Annotated in this window: 16 protein-coding genes; 7 read left to right on the forward strand and 9 right to left on the reverse strand. The window is 38.0% G+C overall.

All coding sequences use genetic code 11. The features are described 5' to 3' along the window. Positions 1–14 precede the first annotated feature (14 nt). Together ectB and J7W16_RS14725 are read left to right on the forward strand one after the other, a co-directional pair. On the forward strand, positions 15–1,298 hold the full coding sequence (gene ectB, locus J7W16_RS14720) for a diaminobutyrate--2-oxoglutarate transaminase (protein WP_210598078.1): 1,284 nt from the start codon (positions 15–17) through the stop codon (positions 1,296–1,298). 64 nt (positions 1,299–1,362) lie between these two features. After that, positions 1,363–1,749, forward strand: a complete 387-nt coding sequence (locus tag J7W16_RS14725; protein WP_210598079.1) for an ectoine synthase — start codon at positions 1,363–1,365, stop codon at positions 1,747–1,749. A 507-nt stretch (positions 1,750–2,256) separates the two neighbouring features. Here J7W16_RS14725 and J7W16_RS14730 read toward each other — a convergent pair. Beyond that, entirely contained in the window at positions 2,257–2,553 is a 297-nt protein-coding gene (locus tag J7W16_RS14730; RefSeq protein WP_210598080.1) for a hypothetical protein, read from the reverse strand. Positions 2,554–2,609: 56 nt separating this feature from the next. Next, positions 2,610–4,532 (reverse strand): putative bifunctional diguanylate cyclase/phosphodiesterase, encoded by a 1,923-nt coding sequence (locus J7W16_RS14735; protein ID WP_210598081.1) that lies wholly within the window; start codon positions 4,530–4,532, stop codon positions 2,610–2,612. A 100-nt stretch (positions 4,533–4,632) separates the two neighbouring features. Here J7W16_RS14735 and J7W16_RS14740 point away from each other — a divergent pair, with 100 nt between their 5' ends. Then, on the forward strand, positions 4,633–5,376 hold the full coding sequence (locus tag J7W16_RS14740; protein ID WP_210598082.1) for a (S)-benzoin forming benzil reductase: 744 nt from the start codon (positions 4,633–4,635) through the stop codon (positions 5,374–5,376). Positions 5,377–5,578: 202 nt separating this feature from the next. Next, on the forward strand, positions 5,579–6,133 hold the full coding sequence (locus J7W16_RS14745) for a hypothetical protein (RefSeq protein WP_210598083.1): 555 nt from the start codon (positions 5,579–5,581) through the stop codon (positions 6,131–6,133). Positions 6,134–6,783: 650 nt separating this feature from the next. On the opposite strand, the gene J7W16_RS14750 is transcribed toward J7W16_RS14745, so the two are convergent. Continuing rightward, positions 6,784–7,731, reverse strand: a complete 948-nt coding sequence (locus tag J7W16_RS14750; RefSeq protein WP_210598084.1) for an alpha/beta hydrolase — start codon at positions 7,729–7,731, stop codon at positions 6,784–6,786. A gap of 55 nt (positions 7,732–7,786) precedes the next feature. Then, positions 7,787–9,199, reverse strand: a complete 1,413-nt coding sequence (gene rlmD / locus J7W16_RS14755) for a 23S rRNA (uracil(1939)-C(5))-methyltransferase RlmD (RefSeq protein ID WP_210598085.1) — start codon at positions 9,197–9,199, stop codon at positions 7,787–7,789. A gap of 108 nt (positions 9,200–9,307) precedes the next feature. On the opposite strand from rlmD, the gene J7W16_RS14760 reads away from it, so the two are divergent. Further along, positions 9,308–9,670 carry a GAF domain-containing protein gene (locus tag J7W16_RS14760; protein ID WP_210598086.1) on the forward strand — a complete coding sequence of 121 codons (363 nt, stop codon included), beginning with the start codon at positions 9,308–9,310 and terminating at the stop codon, positions 9,668–9,670. Positions 9,671–9,737: 67 nt separating this feature from the next. Here the strand turns inward: J7W16_RS14760 and pdaA are convergent, their stop codons facing one another. From pdaA to J7W16_RS14780, 4 genes are all read right to left on the reverse strand, one after another. Further along, complete coding sequence (gene pdaA / locus J7W16_RS14765) at positions 9,738–10,538, reverse strand: delta-lactam-biosynthetic de-N-acetylase (RefSeq protein ID WP_210598087.1); 801 nt, start codon at positions 10,536–10,538, stop codon at positions 9,738–9,740. A 232-nt stretch (positions 10,539–10,770) separates the two neighbouring features. Continuing rightward, positions 10,771–12,315: a fumarate hydratase gene (locus J7W16_RS14770; protein WP_210598088.1), complete on the reverse strand. Its 1,545-nt coding sequence runs from the start codon at positions 12,313–12,315 to the stop codon at positions 10,771–10,773. Between the two features lie 116 nt (positions 12,316–12,431). Then, positions 12,432–13,070 (reverse strand): histidine phosphatase family protein, encoded by a 639-nt coding sequence (locus tag J7W16_RS14775; RefSeq protein WP_210598089.1) that lies wholly within the window; start codon positions 13,068–13,070, stop codon positions 12,432–12,434. Next, complete coding sequence (locus tag J7W16_RS14780) at positions 13,071–13,271, reverse strand: SE1561 family protein (RefSeq protein ID WP_210598090.1); 201 nt, start codon at positions 13,269–13,271, stop codon at positions 13,071–13,073. Positions 13,272–13,422: 151 nt separating this feature from the next. Between J7W16_RS14780 and yfkAB the strand changes: the two genes are divergently transcribed. Further along, positions 13,423–14,535 (forward strand): radical SAM/CxCxxxxC motif protein YfkAB, encoded by a 1,113-nt coding sequence (gene yfkAB, locus J7W16_RS14785; RefSeq protein WP_419095845.1) that lies wholly within the window; start codon positions 13,423–13,425, stop codon positions 14,533–14,535. 114 nt (positions 14,536–14,649) lie between these two features. On the opposite strand, the gene J7W16_RS14790 is transcribed toward yfkAB, so the two are convergent. After that, positions 14,650–15,456: a YfkD famly protein gene (locus J7W16_RS14790; RefSeq protein WP_210598092.1), complete on the reverse strand. Its 807-nt coding sequence runs from the start codon at positions 15,454–15,456 to the stop codon at positions 14,650–14,652. A 120-nt stretch (positions 15,457–15,576) separates the two neighbouring features. Here J7W16_RS14790 and proC point away from each other — a divergent pair, with 120 nt between their 5' ends. Continuing rightward, a complete protein-coding gene (gene proC, locus J7W16_RS14795; RefSeq protein WP_210598093.1) occupies positions 15,577–16,374 on the forward strand; it encodes a pyrroline-5-carboxylate reductase in 798 nt (265 codons plus the stop codon). The last annotated feature ends 34 nt before the right edge of the window (positions 16,375–16,408 follow it).

Raw genomic sequence — 16,408 nt, forward strand, 5'->3', positions numbered from 1 at the left:
AGGAGAATGAGAAGATGAGTCAAACAGATATGAGTATTTTTGAAAAGCTAGAGTCAGAGGTTCGTAGTTATGTACGTAGTTTTCCAACCGTTTTTACTAAAGCAAAGAATTATAAAATGTGGGATGAGCAGGGTAAGGAGTATATAGACTTTTTCTCTGGTGCTGGTGCATTAAATTATGGCCATAATGATCCTCATATGAAATCGAAATTAGTTGATTATATTTTAAGTGATGGAATTACTCATTCACTTGATATGGCAACAACTGCAAAAGCAGAATTTTTAACTACATTTAACGATGTAATTCTAAAACCAAGAAATTTAGACTATAAGGTGATGTTTCCTGGACCAACTGGAACAAACACTGTTGAAAGTGCATTAAAGCTTGCACGTAAAGTAACAGGTCGTACAGAAGTTATTAGTTTTACAAACGGGTTCCACGGTATGACAATTGGTGCATTATCAGTAACTGGTAACGCCTTTAAGCGTAAAGGTGCAGGTGTTCCATTACAAAACGTAATAACGATGCCATATGATAGCTTTGTCAATGACAACCTCGACACTCTGGAGTATCTCGAGCGTTTCCTAACGGATGGAGGTAGTGGGGTAGAAATTCCTGCTGCGATGATCCTCGAGACAGTCCAAGGTGAAGGCGGTATTAATGCTGCAAGATTCGAGTGGCTACAACGTGTAGAAGATATTTGTAAGCGTTGGGGTATCCTATTAATTATAGATGATGTTCAAGCAGGTGTTGGTCGTACTGGAACATTCTTCAGCTTTGAAAAGGCTGGAATTAAGCCAGACATCGTTTGTATGTCTAAGTCAATTGGTGGTATGGGGCTTCCACTTGCCATTACATTGATTCGTCCAGATCTTGATATTTTCGCACCTGGTGAACACAATGGTACATTCCGTGGAAATAACCATGCATTTGTTACAGCAACAGCTGCACTTTCTTACTGGGAAGACCCTAATTTCGAAAAAGGAATTGAGACTCGTTCAAAACGCATGTTTGCTTTCCTAGAGCGTTTAGTTGCTGATTACCCTGAATTAAAGGGTGAAGCTAAAGGGCGTGGCTATATGGTAGGTATTTCTTCAGAAGTAGACGGCTTATCTCCAAAGATTGCTGCAGAAGCGTTCAAACGCGGTTTAATCATGGAGACATCTGGTCCAAAGGATGAAGTATTCAAATTATTCCCGCCACTAACAATTGATGATGAAGGTCTAGAAAAAGGCTTTGCAATTATTGAAGATAGTATTAAAGCAGTTCTTGGTGCAAAAGAACTTGTAACATCTTAATCTAAGGGGAGACCGACTCCCCTACATATTGTAAAAAATTTCTTAACATACGGAGGTAATATCGATGAAAGTTGTTAAATTACAAGATGTCCTAGGTACAGAGCAAGAAGTAGATGGTGGAAATTGGATTAGCCGACGTCTAGTCCTAAAGAAAGATGGCATGGGCTACTCTGTACACGATACAATCATTAAAGCAGGTACAGAAACTCATATCTGGTACCAAAATCACTTAGAGTCTGTTTATTGTATTGAAGGCGAAGGTGAAGTTGAAACAATTGCAGATGGAAAAGTATGGCCAATTAAAAAAGACGAAATCTATGTACTAGATAAAAACGATGAGCATCTTCTACGTGCAACAACTGACATGCGCATGGTTTGTGTATTCAACCCACCAATCACAGGTAGAGAAGTACATGATGAGAACGGTGTTTATCCGGTAGATGAAGACTAAAAAAGTGTCCCTCGGGACACTTCAAGCATTAACAAAAGGCTTTTGAGATTCATTTCTCAAAGGTCTTTTATTTCGTCTACATAAATTGATAAAAATAAAAAAGCTAATTAAATGGCGACATAAATAGGTTTGAAACTACCTTTCCAGTACAGAGCAATTAATTGGCACCACGCTTATTTAAACATATTGCCATTCACCGTAGACTTGTAATCACTATATTACAGAAAGAACCCTTTCTAAAGTTCTATGAGTATAACAGTTATAAATAGATTCCCATTTCTCATCTTACAAAGCGGACGGAATGGGCGGGTCGACTCCTGCAGGAAGAAAGGACAGGTTGAAATCCACCGGCGTAGCCGGTTAGTTCAACGCCCGCCTGCGGAAAGCGTACCCCCCATTCCGGTAGCGGAGTCGCAGCATCTTAACATGGCAATTTTACTACTACAAAAAAAGTGTCCCTCTGGACAATTTTTTGTTTGTTCTTATGGTGTTTTACCAAAACCTGCCTTAATGTAGGTAAAGTGGTTGAAAAGAAAGGTCCTCTTTCTTTATACCTAATTTGCCCAAAAATTCATAAACGTCACCAAACGTATCAACAGGGTACTGTGTTTTACATAGATGGTTTGTTTGACTTATATTTTGTAAGAACTTTTTATCTTGAGCTAAATCCTTTTGCAGCTGTAACAGTAGTTCAAGCACCTCATTATCCTTTTCAAACGTGACATGACCATCACTTTCATTAAAATAAACAATTAGAGGTACTTGTGTGTTCGGATGAACAATATGTGCCTTAAAGAGGTTCATGCTCCTCCTCCTTTAATCCTTAGTACACTAACTATATACAGTAGTTGAAAAAAATATCAAGAATTTTCACTTAACATTAAAGAACGATTATATTGATTAGTCATTTTTCGAAGCCTCATTTGTAAAATAGTTATCTGCGATGTCAGCTCTTCTGGAGGAAGTGGCTTACTTATTAGATATCCTTGAATGATCTCACACCCATTGCTGTATAGTAATCTTAGTTGCTCTTCTGTCTCGACTCCTTCGACAACCGTTTCCAATTTGAGGTGCTGAGTCATCTTAATGATCGAGGAGATTAGTGTCGCTGCTTTATCATCAAAGGTGATCTCAGAAACAAATGATCGATCTACCTTTACTATATCAATAGGTAAATTATTTATTTGATGAAGCGAACTAAATCCTGTACCAAAATCATCAATACTTATTTTAAGTCCAATTTCTTTTAAGCGTGTCACACTTTTAATAATATTGCCCTTATCCATTGCCATTGTTTCTGTAATTTCAATTTCTAGACTTTCTGCAGGTAGGTTGTTCAGTCTGAGAGACAATTCAATCTTCTCCGCCAGATTTTGCTGGAACAGTTGGCTAACAGAGAGATTAATCGATACAGAAGGAATATTTATTCCTGCATCTAGCCACTTCCTTAACTGCAAACACGCTTCTTGAATAACCCATTCCCCAATCGGAAGAATCAAACCCGTACTCTCAGCAAGCTGGATAAAGCCAGGAGGATAAATCATACTTCCATTAGGATGTGCCCAACGAATTAATGCCTCGACCCCAACTAACTTCCCAGTTCTAAGGTTCATTTTAGGCTGATAGTGTAACAGAAGCTCATGATTCTCAATTGCCTTTCTTAAATCAGATTCAATTTGGACTTGTTTTCCTTGTTCTGTCTTCATTGAATGCTGATAGAAAGCCAGCGGTTCATGATTTTCCCTGGCGTGCTCAAGGGCGTACTGAGCATTTTGCTGTAAATCCGTATGACTTTCCCCTTCATTATAGAAATGAGTTATACCAATTGTTGCAGTAAGGAAAAATTCATATTGCTCAACATGAATTGGTCTTTCCACTAAAAGAATGAAACGTTTCAGTAGTTTACTCATTTGTTTCGATGTCCTCAGTTGCCCATCAATGACCGCAAATCGACTATCACTTATTTTAGCAACACTCATCTTGTCACTGAGTATCGGTCTTATTCGGTCCGCTAGAACTGTAACAACTTCCTCTGCAATAGGCTGTCCAATATGCTTCCTAATGAAGTTCAACCTATTTACCTTAACAATATAAAATGCAAATGGCTGTCCGACCTTTACTTTATGTGATAAAGTATCTTTTAATCCCTCATAATTTGCAAATTTTGAAATCGGATCGTTAAAATACAAATAACGAGCCTGCTCTGCAGCTTGTTCTTGTTTTGTAATATCCGTGATAACTCCACCAATATTCGTTAACTCGCCATTTTCGGAAAAGATCGGATAAATCTGGTCTTGAACCCATCTAACCTCCCCATCCCTCCGAATAATTCGATATTTCCTTGTAATATTATCCTTAGCTAAGAATGACTGCTCACAATTATCTATGGTTAACCTTCCTTTGTCATTTGGATGAATAATTGATTCCCACAATGCAGAATGCTGTAGCATCTCTTCTTTCGTATAACCGAAAAGATCATACACATAATCTGAAACCCGGATCATTTTCTTTGTTTTAATTTCCTGAAGCCAGACAACCGAATGCACAGCCCCATACATACTTTCAATTTGGTTTTGTGCTTCATTCCGCTCTCTTATCCTCTTCACAAATAATATATAAAATGGCACAAATGCACTAATAAAAATACCATCAAATAGTAATCGAATCCAATTTTGATAAAATGAAAAAAGTGGTAAAATATAATGGTATAATAAATGTAATATTAGTATACCTACTATTAATATGAGCATACGATTAATAGTAAATAAGTACTTTTTCTTCATGACATGACCCCCAGAGTCAAGCGGAATAAAACGCTTACATATTCTTTTTCAACAATTATCATCAAATTCCTCTATTCTCGCATAAATTAGGAGGCAAAAAATGCATTATATTATCCTTACTGGACATTCAAAAGGCTTAGGTCAAGCAATTACACAAATTTTAGCTACTGACACGAATACAACCGTTATTTGTATTTCAAGAACAAAGGATCCTGAATTCGAACATGAGCGATGTATTGTACATCCATTTGACTTAAGTCGACATGATCTAATTTTAACACTTATGAATGATATTTTCTCAACTATTCCATTAGAAACAGCTGAAAGCATTCATTTAATTAATAATGCTGGCATTCTGGAGCCGATAAAGCCAATCCAGCGTACAAATACAGAGGACATGACAAAGAACATTCATGTTAATTTACTTGCTCCGATTCTATTAACAGCTGAATTTATTAGACATACAGAAAGCTTTTCGGGTAATAAGAGAATTATTAATATCTCTTCTGGGGCTGGAAGTCGACCTATTTTCGGTTGGAGTGGATATGGTGCTGCAAAAGCTGGATTAGATTTGTTTAGTCAGAATGTCGCAGTCGACCAAGAACAAGCTGATCACCCTGTTCAAATCTGTTCATTTCTTCCAGGCATAATGGATACCAACATGCAGGCAACAATCCGCCAAACATCTAGTGAAGATTTTGTTGAACTGAAGAAATTTCAGAGCTTTAAAGAAGACGGTCAATTGCTTTCTCCTACTACAGTCGCTAACGTGATCATTAATCTATTGGTGACTGAAGACTTTCCTAATGGTCAAATTGTGAATGTTCATAACTATATTAATTAATCCCTAAGTAGTCTCGTTCCTTTCCAAGATAAAAGCAGACCAAATCTCATATGATTTGGTCTGTTTTTTATCGATAAATCAATATGAAGCACTGTAATGGAAATATTTTTTGACAGCTAACATATTGTCATCCTTTTTTCGTCAAACTAAAGGTAGAATAAATTCGACAAAATTATATTATGTGAAAGGGCTGAGTAATAATTTGCAAGAACAGATGCTTACTAATATTAATAATCTTGAAGATGACCTAACCAAAGCAATAAATCAATATTGGAAGGCTTTTTCTTCATTTGATACATGGCAATTTTGGTTGGCTTGTTTGATGCTTGTTTTACCTTTGATTGCCTTTTACTTTTTTGTAGATCGAAAGAAATTATTTATCATATGTTTTTTTGGTTACACATACCATGTCTTTTTATCTTATTTTGATGCTTTTATGAACAGGCATAATTTTTGGGAGTACCCATATTTTTTATTCCCGTTTTTAACCTCAAATATTGCAATTGATGCTGCTTTATTACCTGTTTCATACCTATTATTGTATCAATATGTTATAAATAATAATAAAAATTTCTACCTATATAGTTTGTTATTAAGTCTTCTATTTGCATTTGCTTTTGCTGGAGCACTTCAATTGTTAGGGTTATTTAGACTAACGAATGGTATGAATAATTTCTATCTTCTATTAGTAGATTACGGATTAGCACTACTATCTTACTGGCTAACAAGCATTTTCATTTTCTTTAGTAAACAGTAAACAGAACACTAAAGAATAAGGAGTTAACAAAAAAAAAACGCTTGGAATTATTTTTTTGTACCACAAGACAATCGATTCCATATGTGACTTAAAGTTGTTTGTTCTTGATTTCTAGCTTCGGACCCACCCTATAAGACTAAAGAGGGGTTCGAAGTAGACTTTTGTGATGAGAACAATATAAATAAATCTCGTATACTCGACTACTTCTTTTCTACCAAAAAGTCTTCATATTCTCTTGATATTCACTGTAAGAGAAGATAAAACCATCTTTCCTTTCATCAAAGCGGACGGGATGGGCGGGCCGACTCCTGCAGGAGGAAAGGGCAGGTTGAAATCCACCGGCAGAGCCGGTTAGTTCAACGCCCGCCTGCGGAAAGCGTGCCCCCCATCCCGGTAGCGTGTTCGAAGCGACTTTTTACGGCCATTCTCTTTAAATGCCAATAACCTGTCGTCCGTCTCGCTTCACGAGACCTGGTCGACAGGTTCAAAATTTGATGCTATCCACTTTTAACTGCTTAAAAATGAGCACCTTTTTACCTTTAGGTTCTGCATCCCGCAGTAATCTAAGTATATTACATCCGCTATTTCAAATTTTAGTCAGCGATTTTAGTTCTGTCTCAGCCTCTTTCCCTTTTTGGAACTACAGCTAATTAATTAGTAACTCTTTTAGATAGATATTCATGTATAAGTGAAAATACTTGTTTCCTAATGACATCAGATTCATTTAAAAGCTGATGATGTCCTTTGTCGATTAAGATAAGGTCACTAGTTGGAAATTGTTTCTGAGCTCGTTTTAGGCCGACTACAGGATCTACTGTTCGATCTTTATTTCCTTGTAGCATTAAGAAGGAGAGCTCTGGCGTGGTTGATCTTGAAACTCCTTTGTTCATCCAGTCATTGAGAGCATTCAACCAGCTTATCGGTAAGTTCGTTTCTTGCAATGGATCATTAGCGGTAAACGTCAAGTATGCTTGATCTCCTGAATTCCTTGTAAACTTTCTCGGGTATCTCCTGAGAATTCGTTTAGTCAATCGTAAACCCAGTTTAGCTAGATTCCACGAATGAGGTTGAAATAATGGTGCAACAAGTACAAGTCGGTCTATTGCATTCTGATGTTCCTGAACAAAATCCAATCCAATACTAGCTCCGGTACTGTGACCAACGATATGGATCGGTAAAGGGCTTGAGTGTACCAGTTCATAAACTACTTTCAATGCCTCAACATACTGTGTGAAGCTTTTTAAAGTTACCCTTTCTCCACTAGATAAACCATGACCAAGCAAATCAAAACAAGTAGTGTCATATCCTAAGCTGGTGAGGTGACCGATAAATGATGAAAATGATCCCGTATGATCTAAATAACCATGAAGAAAAATAACGATGCCCGTTGCATGCTTAGGCGTAAACCGTTGGATGAAAATTCGATCTTTCTTCAAACTAGCATATCCGAAATGATAGTCACAAGCATCGATATCTAAATGATAATAAGACTTATATATATCAATTGCCTTCGCTAAATCTAGAGAGGTTATCCCAAAGTCTGGATCGGCTTGTTGGATTTGTTGAACAGCATTTAGCAGTGAATCTTTCCCATGCATTTCACTTCCTCCTAGACTCAATATCACAACGGTTAGCCTGCTCTTCGCATAAAAACTACTTCACTAGCTCCGTTACACTCTCTACCTGTGATGTCCAAGGAAACATGTCAACAGGTTGAATCGATTGGATTTTATATCCCTTTTTCGTTAATTGATTCACATCTTTAGCAAGTGTTGATGGATTACAGGAGACATAGACAATTCGTTTTGGCTGAACCTTGAGGATCGTTTGAAGTAATTTATCATCACAGCCGGTTCGAGGCGGATCAACAATAACGACATCCGGCTTCCATCCTTCATTAACCCATTTAGGCATCCATGACTCTGCTTTTCCAACCTCATATAGCATATGCGAGTAGCCATGGCGTTTGGCATTCTCACGTGCATCTTCAACTGCTTCTTCTATGACATCCATTCCCCGCACCTCAGCTGCTTGATCTGCAAGCCAAAGTCCGATTGTCCCAACACCACAATAAGCATCGACAATCTTTTCTTTTCCAGTAAGTGAGGCAGCTCGTTTCGCTTCATTATACAGCTTCACTGTTTGCTCTGGATTTAATTGAAAGAATGCTCTAGCTGATAATGAAAAGGAATATTCACCTAGTCTTTCTTCAATCGTTTCATTTCCTTCTAGATGAAGGGTGTCATCACCGAAAATTAATGATGTCTTTTTCCCATTAATATTTTGGATAATCGAAGTCACCTCTGGTAATCTTCTTTGGATCTCGTTGACAATCGCTTCTTTGCGTGGAAGCTCCTCATTCTTCGTAACAAGAACAACTTGAACTTCTCCTGTTGCAAAACCAACTCTTGTTACGATCGTTCGAACATCCCCCTTATGCTTACGTTCATTGTAGATGGAGACATTCAAATCTTCTAAAATCTGTTTAACTACCTGGGTCACCTTATTCGTTGATTTATGTTGAACATGACACTCAGATAAATCAATTAATTGGTGTGAATTACTAGCATATAGACCTGCTGTTACCTTACTACCCTTTTTAGACACTTGGAGCTGACTCTTATTTCTATAGTTCCATGGATTTTCCATTCCTAGCGTATTCTCGATACGTAGCTTTTCTACAGGTAATTGGGTGTGACGCTCAAATGCCTGCTTAATAATATCTCTTTTCTCTCTTAATGTTGCTTCATATTTCATATGCTGCAGCTGACAGCCACCGCATTGATCATAAATTGGACAAGGAGGTGTAATCCGTTCACTTGAGCGTTTTCGAACTTTTACCACTTTGGCTTCTGAAAAACGAGGACTTACCTTGACTACTTCTGCGACCACTTCCTCATTAGGAAGTGCACCCGGAACAAAGACAACCTGTTTTTTGAAGTAGCCGACCCCTTCTCCATTAATTCCGAGACGTTTAATCGTCAAAGGAAATTGTTGACCTATCTTGATTTCTAGCGTTTTCTGATCCTGTTTTCGATTCACTTCACTCAACTCCGTCCATAACATGAATTCCTATTATAGCATGTTCCCACAGTTCTTCCTAAACTTACTAGCGCGAAAATAGGTCTTCCTCTGGTAGAATAGAACAAGGATAATGAGTAAAGGAGAGATCATGTGTCAATACCAACTGATGTTGCATCCCTACAAATTATGGCTCACGTCTACAAACGTGAAAGCCTACAAACGATCTTTAATATAACTGTTGAAAGTCTAGTAGAGCAGGTACTCTATATTGATTGGGTAGGTATTTATATGTATGAAAACCTAGACCATAAGCTAGTCGCAGCTTCCAACTATGATGATGACTTGCGCTGGGAATGCAATGGTGAATTGAAGTTCCCGATCACAAACTCGATGAAAGAGGAAATCGGAATGATGGTTGTAAGAAGCCGCCAGCCAATTGCCTTTGATGTGACGGATATTAGTACTCTTGAAACAATAGCAGCTGCAATTGGACAACAAAGCTACTCTAATTAAAGATAGGTTAAAGGTTAAAGACTAAAGCTAGGGCAATTCCTATCTTTAGTCTTTTTCATTAAAAAACCTACGGAAACGGAATATCTGCTAATTGTTTTTCGAGCATTAGATCATCTAAGCTTTTGAATACATACCCTTGTTTTCTTGCATCATCAATGACACGTGGAAGAGCTTCTGCATTATCACTTGAGACAGAATGGATAAGCATGATCGCACCTGGATGAATTCGTTTCATGATTTGATCGTATGCATATTGACCACCCTTCTGATTATCAACCTCCCAGTCCTTATAAGCCATCGACCAAAACACATTCGTATAGCCTAATTTCTCAGACAAGGCCAAAGAGCGCTCGCTAAACTGACCACGAGGTGGACGCAAATAATTCATTTCCTTCACACCTGTTAGTTCAGTGAATCGTTCTTTTACTTTATTTAACTCCCTTACTAGTCGTCCATCACCGACCTCTGGTAAACTTGGGTGATGCCATGAGTGGTTTCCTACTATATGTCCTTCCTCGACCATACGCAGCACGAGATCAGATGATTTGTCCAAATAATGACCTGTGACGAAAAAGGCTCCAGGTACTTTTTTTTCTTTTAGTACATCAAGTACCTTCTCTGTATAGCCATTCTCATACCCATTGTCAAATGTTAAATATAGTTCCTTTCTTGACGTATCACCGATAAAAAATCCATTGGCCTTCTCTAACATCTCAAGAAAATGTGGCTCTGTTGTTGCTGGTTTATTATCCTTCTGCGGCTTAAAGCTCCAATTGTATGTTGTATTATCGTACGCATGAACAAAAGTTGTGCAGACACTTAAACTAAAGATAAGAATCGAGGTAAACAAAAGTAATCTTTTTATCATTTCGCAATCAGTCCCCTCTTTTTTTCTTTAGTTTCTCTACATTGAGTTTTATTTATGTAATCTCACTAACCGTTTCATATGAACAAGGAAATATATCATTAGCTATTTCACGCTAAATACCTAGTTACCGACGTCTTCTCAGATCCTTTTTAAGAAGAAAAAAAAGACCACTGAAAAAGATTCTGTAGCTGAACCCTTCCAGTAGCCTATACAACATTTTTAATCAATAATTTTACTTGAATACAGCTTCCTTAAATTCAAATAGCTTCTCAAGTGAGCTTTTAGCAACATCTGCATGTAAACTGTTTCCATGCGAATCCATTGTCACAATTGCTTTAAACCCCTCTACTTCTAAATGCCACATTGCCTCTGGTATACCAAATTCCATTAAGTCGACACCTTTTACACCTTTAATACAGTCTGCATAATATTGAGCTGCACCACCAATAGCATTTAAATACACACCACCGTGCTCCCCTAATGCTTTTAAAGTTTTTGGCCCCATTCCACCCTTACCGATCACGGCACGAATACCAAATTTCTTCATAATATCTCCTTGGTACGGTTCCTCGCGAATACTTGTTGTTGGGCCAGCAGCTTTAACATGCCATTGCCCCTCTTCATCCTTCAGCATAACCGGTCCACAGTGATAAATAATTTGGCCATTCAAATCAATCGGAGCATCATGGTCAATTAAATGATGGTGAATCGCATCACGCCCTGTATGCATCATGCCATTAATTACGACAACGTCACCAACTTGTAACTCGCGAATTTGTTCCTCTGTAATCGGTGCTTCCAAAACAACCTCACGCACTTCCTGCTTTTCCTCAGTCGTTGCAGCTACTTCCTCAGATGCAGAATTCAGGTCGACAGTTTCATCATCCTTATAAAGCCACTCTTGAATTGATCCCGTCGACTGATCTAGAACGACTCCTAATCTGCGATATGCCCAGCAATTATAAGCTACGGAAACAAAGAAACTTGCCGGTAAACGATTCATTGCTCCGATTTTACAGCCTAGTAATGTTGCCTCGCCACCAAATCCCATTGTCCCAATACCCAACTTGTTAGCGTTTTCCATAACATACGCTTCAAGCTTACTTAAATCTTCTACCTCATTCACATCATCAACGGTTCGGAATAATTGTTCTTTCGCAAGTGAGTAGCTAGTCGTCCGATCTCCACCGATTCCGACTCCGATAAAGCCAGCACTACAGCCCTGACCTTGAGCTTGATGGACCGAATGCATAATACACTTTCTAATTCCGTCTAAGTCTCGTCCAGCTCGACCTAAACCTTCTAGCTCTGTTGGTAGGCTATATTGAATATTCTTATTTTCACAGCCACCACCTTTAAGAATTAATCGAATATCAATAACATCTTTCTCCCATTGCTCAAAATGGATCACAGGTGTCCCTTCGCCTAGGTTGTTCCCACTATTTTGGCCTGTTAGTGAATCAACAGAGTTAGGACGCAGCTTACCATCAGCTGTAGCCTGCTCCATTGCAAGATAAATTGCCTTCTTCATTTCTATTTGGTTCACACCTACTGGAACTTTAATTTCAAACGTTGGCATCCCCGTATCCTGACAGATTGGCGATACATTCACATCAGCCATTCCAATATTGTCTGTAATCGTTGTCAAAGAAAGGGCTGCTCTTGTTCCTGCATTTTCCTTGGCTTTAGCCGATACAATCGCCCGACGTACATCGTTTGGTAGATTAGTAGATGTTTCAACAATTAATTTATACACACTTTCTTGAAGCTTCTCCATTTTCCACATCTCCCTGTTAATTCAAATTAATACTCATTCTATTATATAGCTAGTCTAAACATTCGGAAAGACAAAAAAGGCATGGCTCTTGGGTACCTTAAGCCATGCATCCTATTTCAGAGTACTCCTTTTTGAGTACTCTTCCATTCATTTTCTAAATGAATCGTTTGATTTGTGTAGTGAATAAGTGGTGATTGACGATGTTCCTTCCACTCAACTCTTGAAACACTTGTATTATTAATTTGAAAAGGTCGATCGTACTTTGACCAGTCATCTCCCAAGAAAAGATACATTAGAAACACACTAATGAAGCCTCCATGTGAGACAAGAGCAACATTTTCATTCATATGTTTATTTCGAAGCTCTGTAACGACGTCATTGCATCTAAGTGACAGTGCATTTATGCTTTCTGTTCCCTCTATTCCAGACGTCAAAATCGACGTTTCTAGTACCTGTGGATAGGTTTGGTAGATTTGGGCTTTTGTCTTATTTTGAAGCGGTCCTAGATTGACTTCCCTAATCTTCTCCCATGGTACAGGAGCAATATCTAGCGAGGATGAGGCAATCTCCGCTGTAGCAAAAGCTCGCAATAAATCACTACTGTACAAGTAATCGATTTCTAGGTCTTTTAAATAGGAACCGAGGAATTCGGCCTGCTTTCTACCTTGAGCTGTTAACACATAATTAGCATGACCTTGGATTCTTCCTAAAAGGTTCCCCTCTGACTCACCATGTCTAATTAAATAGAGATTCACTTAATTAGCTCCTTGTTCAGACCAATCAATACGAAATTGTTTACATTTTAGTTCAATATCATCGAGCATCTTTAGCAGGCTGTCAATTTCCTCAACTCCAGCTTGTTCGGGGTCCATAGAATCAAGCACAGTTAACACCATATCTAATCTATTTTGTAAATATTTCATTTGTTCTTTTTTGTCATGTATTGCTCCACCCATTAATGTTCGCTCCTTTTTAGCATACAGTATTAAAATAACTTCTAAATTGTACCAAACTTAAATGATTGAAACAAATTAGCTTACTTCCCCTCGTCAACTTAGTCTATTTACGTTATGATTAATGAGATTATACAAAAGGAGTCCGATTTTTGTGATACATACTCAACCAGCAATTACACCTTCTTATGACCCATGGGAAGCGTATGAAGATATAAAGGAATATGGCAAGCTCACGTTAACAAATATTGAGTTTACGACAACTACACTTTGTAATATGCGTTGTGAGCATTGTGCTGTTGGCTACACTCTTCAATCAAAAGACCCGGACCCTTTACCGTTAGATCTTTTAATTAAGAGACTAGATGAAATACCAACACTGCGTTCATTCAGCATAACGGGCGGGGAGCCAATGCTCTCAATGAAATCGGTTGATCAGTATGTTGTTCCTCTTTTACAATATGCCCATGAAAGGGGTATACGTACTCAAATTAATTCAAATTTAACTCTTGATTTAAAACGGTACAAAAAGATCATTCCATTCCTCGACGTACTTCATATCTCTCACAATTATGGAAGTGTCGACGATTTTGCCGAAATTGGATTTGCTGTAATGGATCGAAAACCAAGCCACTTACAACGAGCAGCCCTGTTTAATCGCATGATAGACAATGCCAAGGCATTAACAAGCGAGGGTGTCTTAGTATCAGCAGAAACAATGCTTAATAAACGAACATTGCCACATATTGAAAAGATTCATGAACAAATCGTTGAGATGGGCTGTCAAAGGCATGAAATTCATCCAATGTATCCAAGTGACTTCGCAAGCAAGCTAGAAGTTGCTAGTCTTGATGAGATCCGTCAAGGCATTCATCGCTTGCTTGACATACGTAACCCAAATGTTTGGATGCTGTTTGGCACACTGCCCTTTTATCCTTGTAACTCTAATGAAGAAGATCTTCTTCTCCAAAGACGGTTATATAATTCAGATAACGTCACTGTTCGTAATGACCCTGATGGTCGATCAAGATTAAACGTTAATATTTTTGACGGCAATATTATTGTGACCGACTTTGGTGATACACCACCACTTGGAAATATTAAGGAAACAAATCTGTTATTAGCCTATGACAGATGGATGGACACAAATCTAGCTAATTCTCTTAACTGCCATTGTCCGTCTGTTAAATGTCTCGGGCCTAACGTGCTCGTGAAAGATGCCTACTACAAGAATATTGATTTCAGTAAACGACAATCGAATATTTAATATAAAAAAGGTGTCATAGGCTAAAACCCTATGGCACCTTTTAACATTATTGACTAGTTGAAGCAGTCAATTTCTCAATTGTTTTATGTGCTTCACAGATTGTTTCCGTTTCAATTATTTAGGCTGCTTTGCGGCAATAAATGAGAAGGAGAGATGATCTTGAACTGGAATCCATGCTCCAATTCCTTGTTGTGTTACATTCTTAATTTCAAGCTTTCTTTTTCCACCTTTAACGGTCAAATACACTTCTCCATATGTTACTTTCCCTTTTTCATTAGCTGCCGGTACGAAGCTGTTTAAATAGCCTACCTGCTTGGCTGCGACATTGTATTCATTATTCTTGCGAGTACCTTGTCCGATAACTGTTTCAAATGATAATGGTAAGTTTGTATGCTCTGTTGCTTTGATCATCATCATTTTCTTAACTGCATCGCTATTTGGAATTTTCGCTGATAAGCCACCATTGACCTTCTTCTGTTGTTCTTGTATATACGATAGCTTCTTGGAATCTTTTCCGCCTCGGTTATCAATATAATTTGTGTTTACTTTTTGGTACTCCCAGTTAACCTCTGTTCCCTCTGATTGATAAGACAGTGGCCATTCACCAAGATAGATTGATGCTCTAAACCCAATGGCTAATTTAGATGAATTCATTGTCGATTCATTTAGAATTTTTATTAGATCGGGATTTTCAATCCGAATATCTGTTGACTGTATCAATTCATCAGCTAACTCACTTGGCTGTAAATAAGGTAAATCCTGTGTTGGATTTGTATATGTGTTTTCTTTACCAATTTTCACAACTGAGTCTGGTACTATAAAGTCTTTCTTTTTCTCTTCTTTGTCATCATCTGCAAATACATATAAAGACGATGTCATCATTAAGAAAACAGCCATCAATGCCACAATTTTTCGTTTCATTTTTCTTCCTCCTCTTAATCATAATCAATTTACTATTTAGTTTGAGCACTCATTAAAATATTATCCATCTACCTAAAAGAGTTGTTTTCTGGTAACGTTATAAGAAAAGGAGTGGGACAAATGAATATTCTTTTTATTGGTGCTGGACGAATGGCTGAGGCAATTTTTTCTGGATTATTAGAAAAAGACCAAACACTGTCTATTACCATTTCAAACTTTTCCAATCAGCAAAAGCTTCAAAAACTTCAAGAAAAATACGCAGTACATACGACTTTAGAATGGGAGAATGTTGTAAAATCACAAGATGTCATTTTGCTTGCATGTCCTCCACATGAACACTCATCAGTCTTAGCGAAATTGCGACCACTAGTATCAGAAGGTCAGCTTGTTATTACTGTTGCTGCTGGAATTGGACCGTCATACTTAGAGGAACACTTACCGAGTGAAACGGCTGTTGCGTGGTTAATGCCTAATACAGCTGCTGCTGTCGGTAAATCAATGTCAATCTACGCTTATGGTCAGCATGTAACAGACAGTCAAAAACAGAGGTTCTCAGCAATTGTTTCAGCAATTGGGCCATCAGAGGAGTTAAATGAGGAACAAGTGCACCAGTTAACAGCAATAACTGGAAGTGCTCCTGCATTCTTATATTATTTCACCGAAGCCCTTGAGAAAGCAGCATTAAATTATGGTATTTCCTCTGAACAAGCAAGAAAACTTGTCATTGAAATGATCATCGGTAGTGCAGCAATGTTAGATGTCCATAGAGACCCATCGCTATTAAGAGAACAGGTTACATCACCAGGCGGAGCAACTGCAGCTGGTATAGCCTCACTTGATCATGATCACTTCAGCCTAGCATTGCAGCGAGCTATTGAAGCCACAAATAATCATGCAAAAAAGCAAGGGCAGAATTAAAAAAGAGGATGTCACTTTATAAAGGGTTTCTCCC

Source organism: Halalkalibacter suaedae, assembly GCF_017939705.1.
In the GTDB taxonomy this organism is placed as follows: domain Bacteria; phylum Bacillota; class Bacilli; order Bacillales; family Bacillaceae_D; genus Halalkalibacter; species Halalkalibacter suaedae.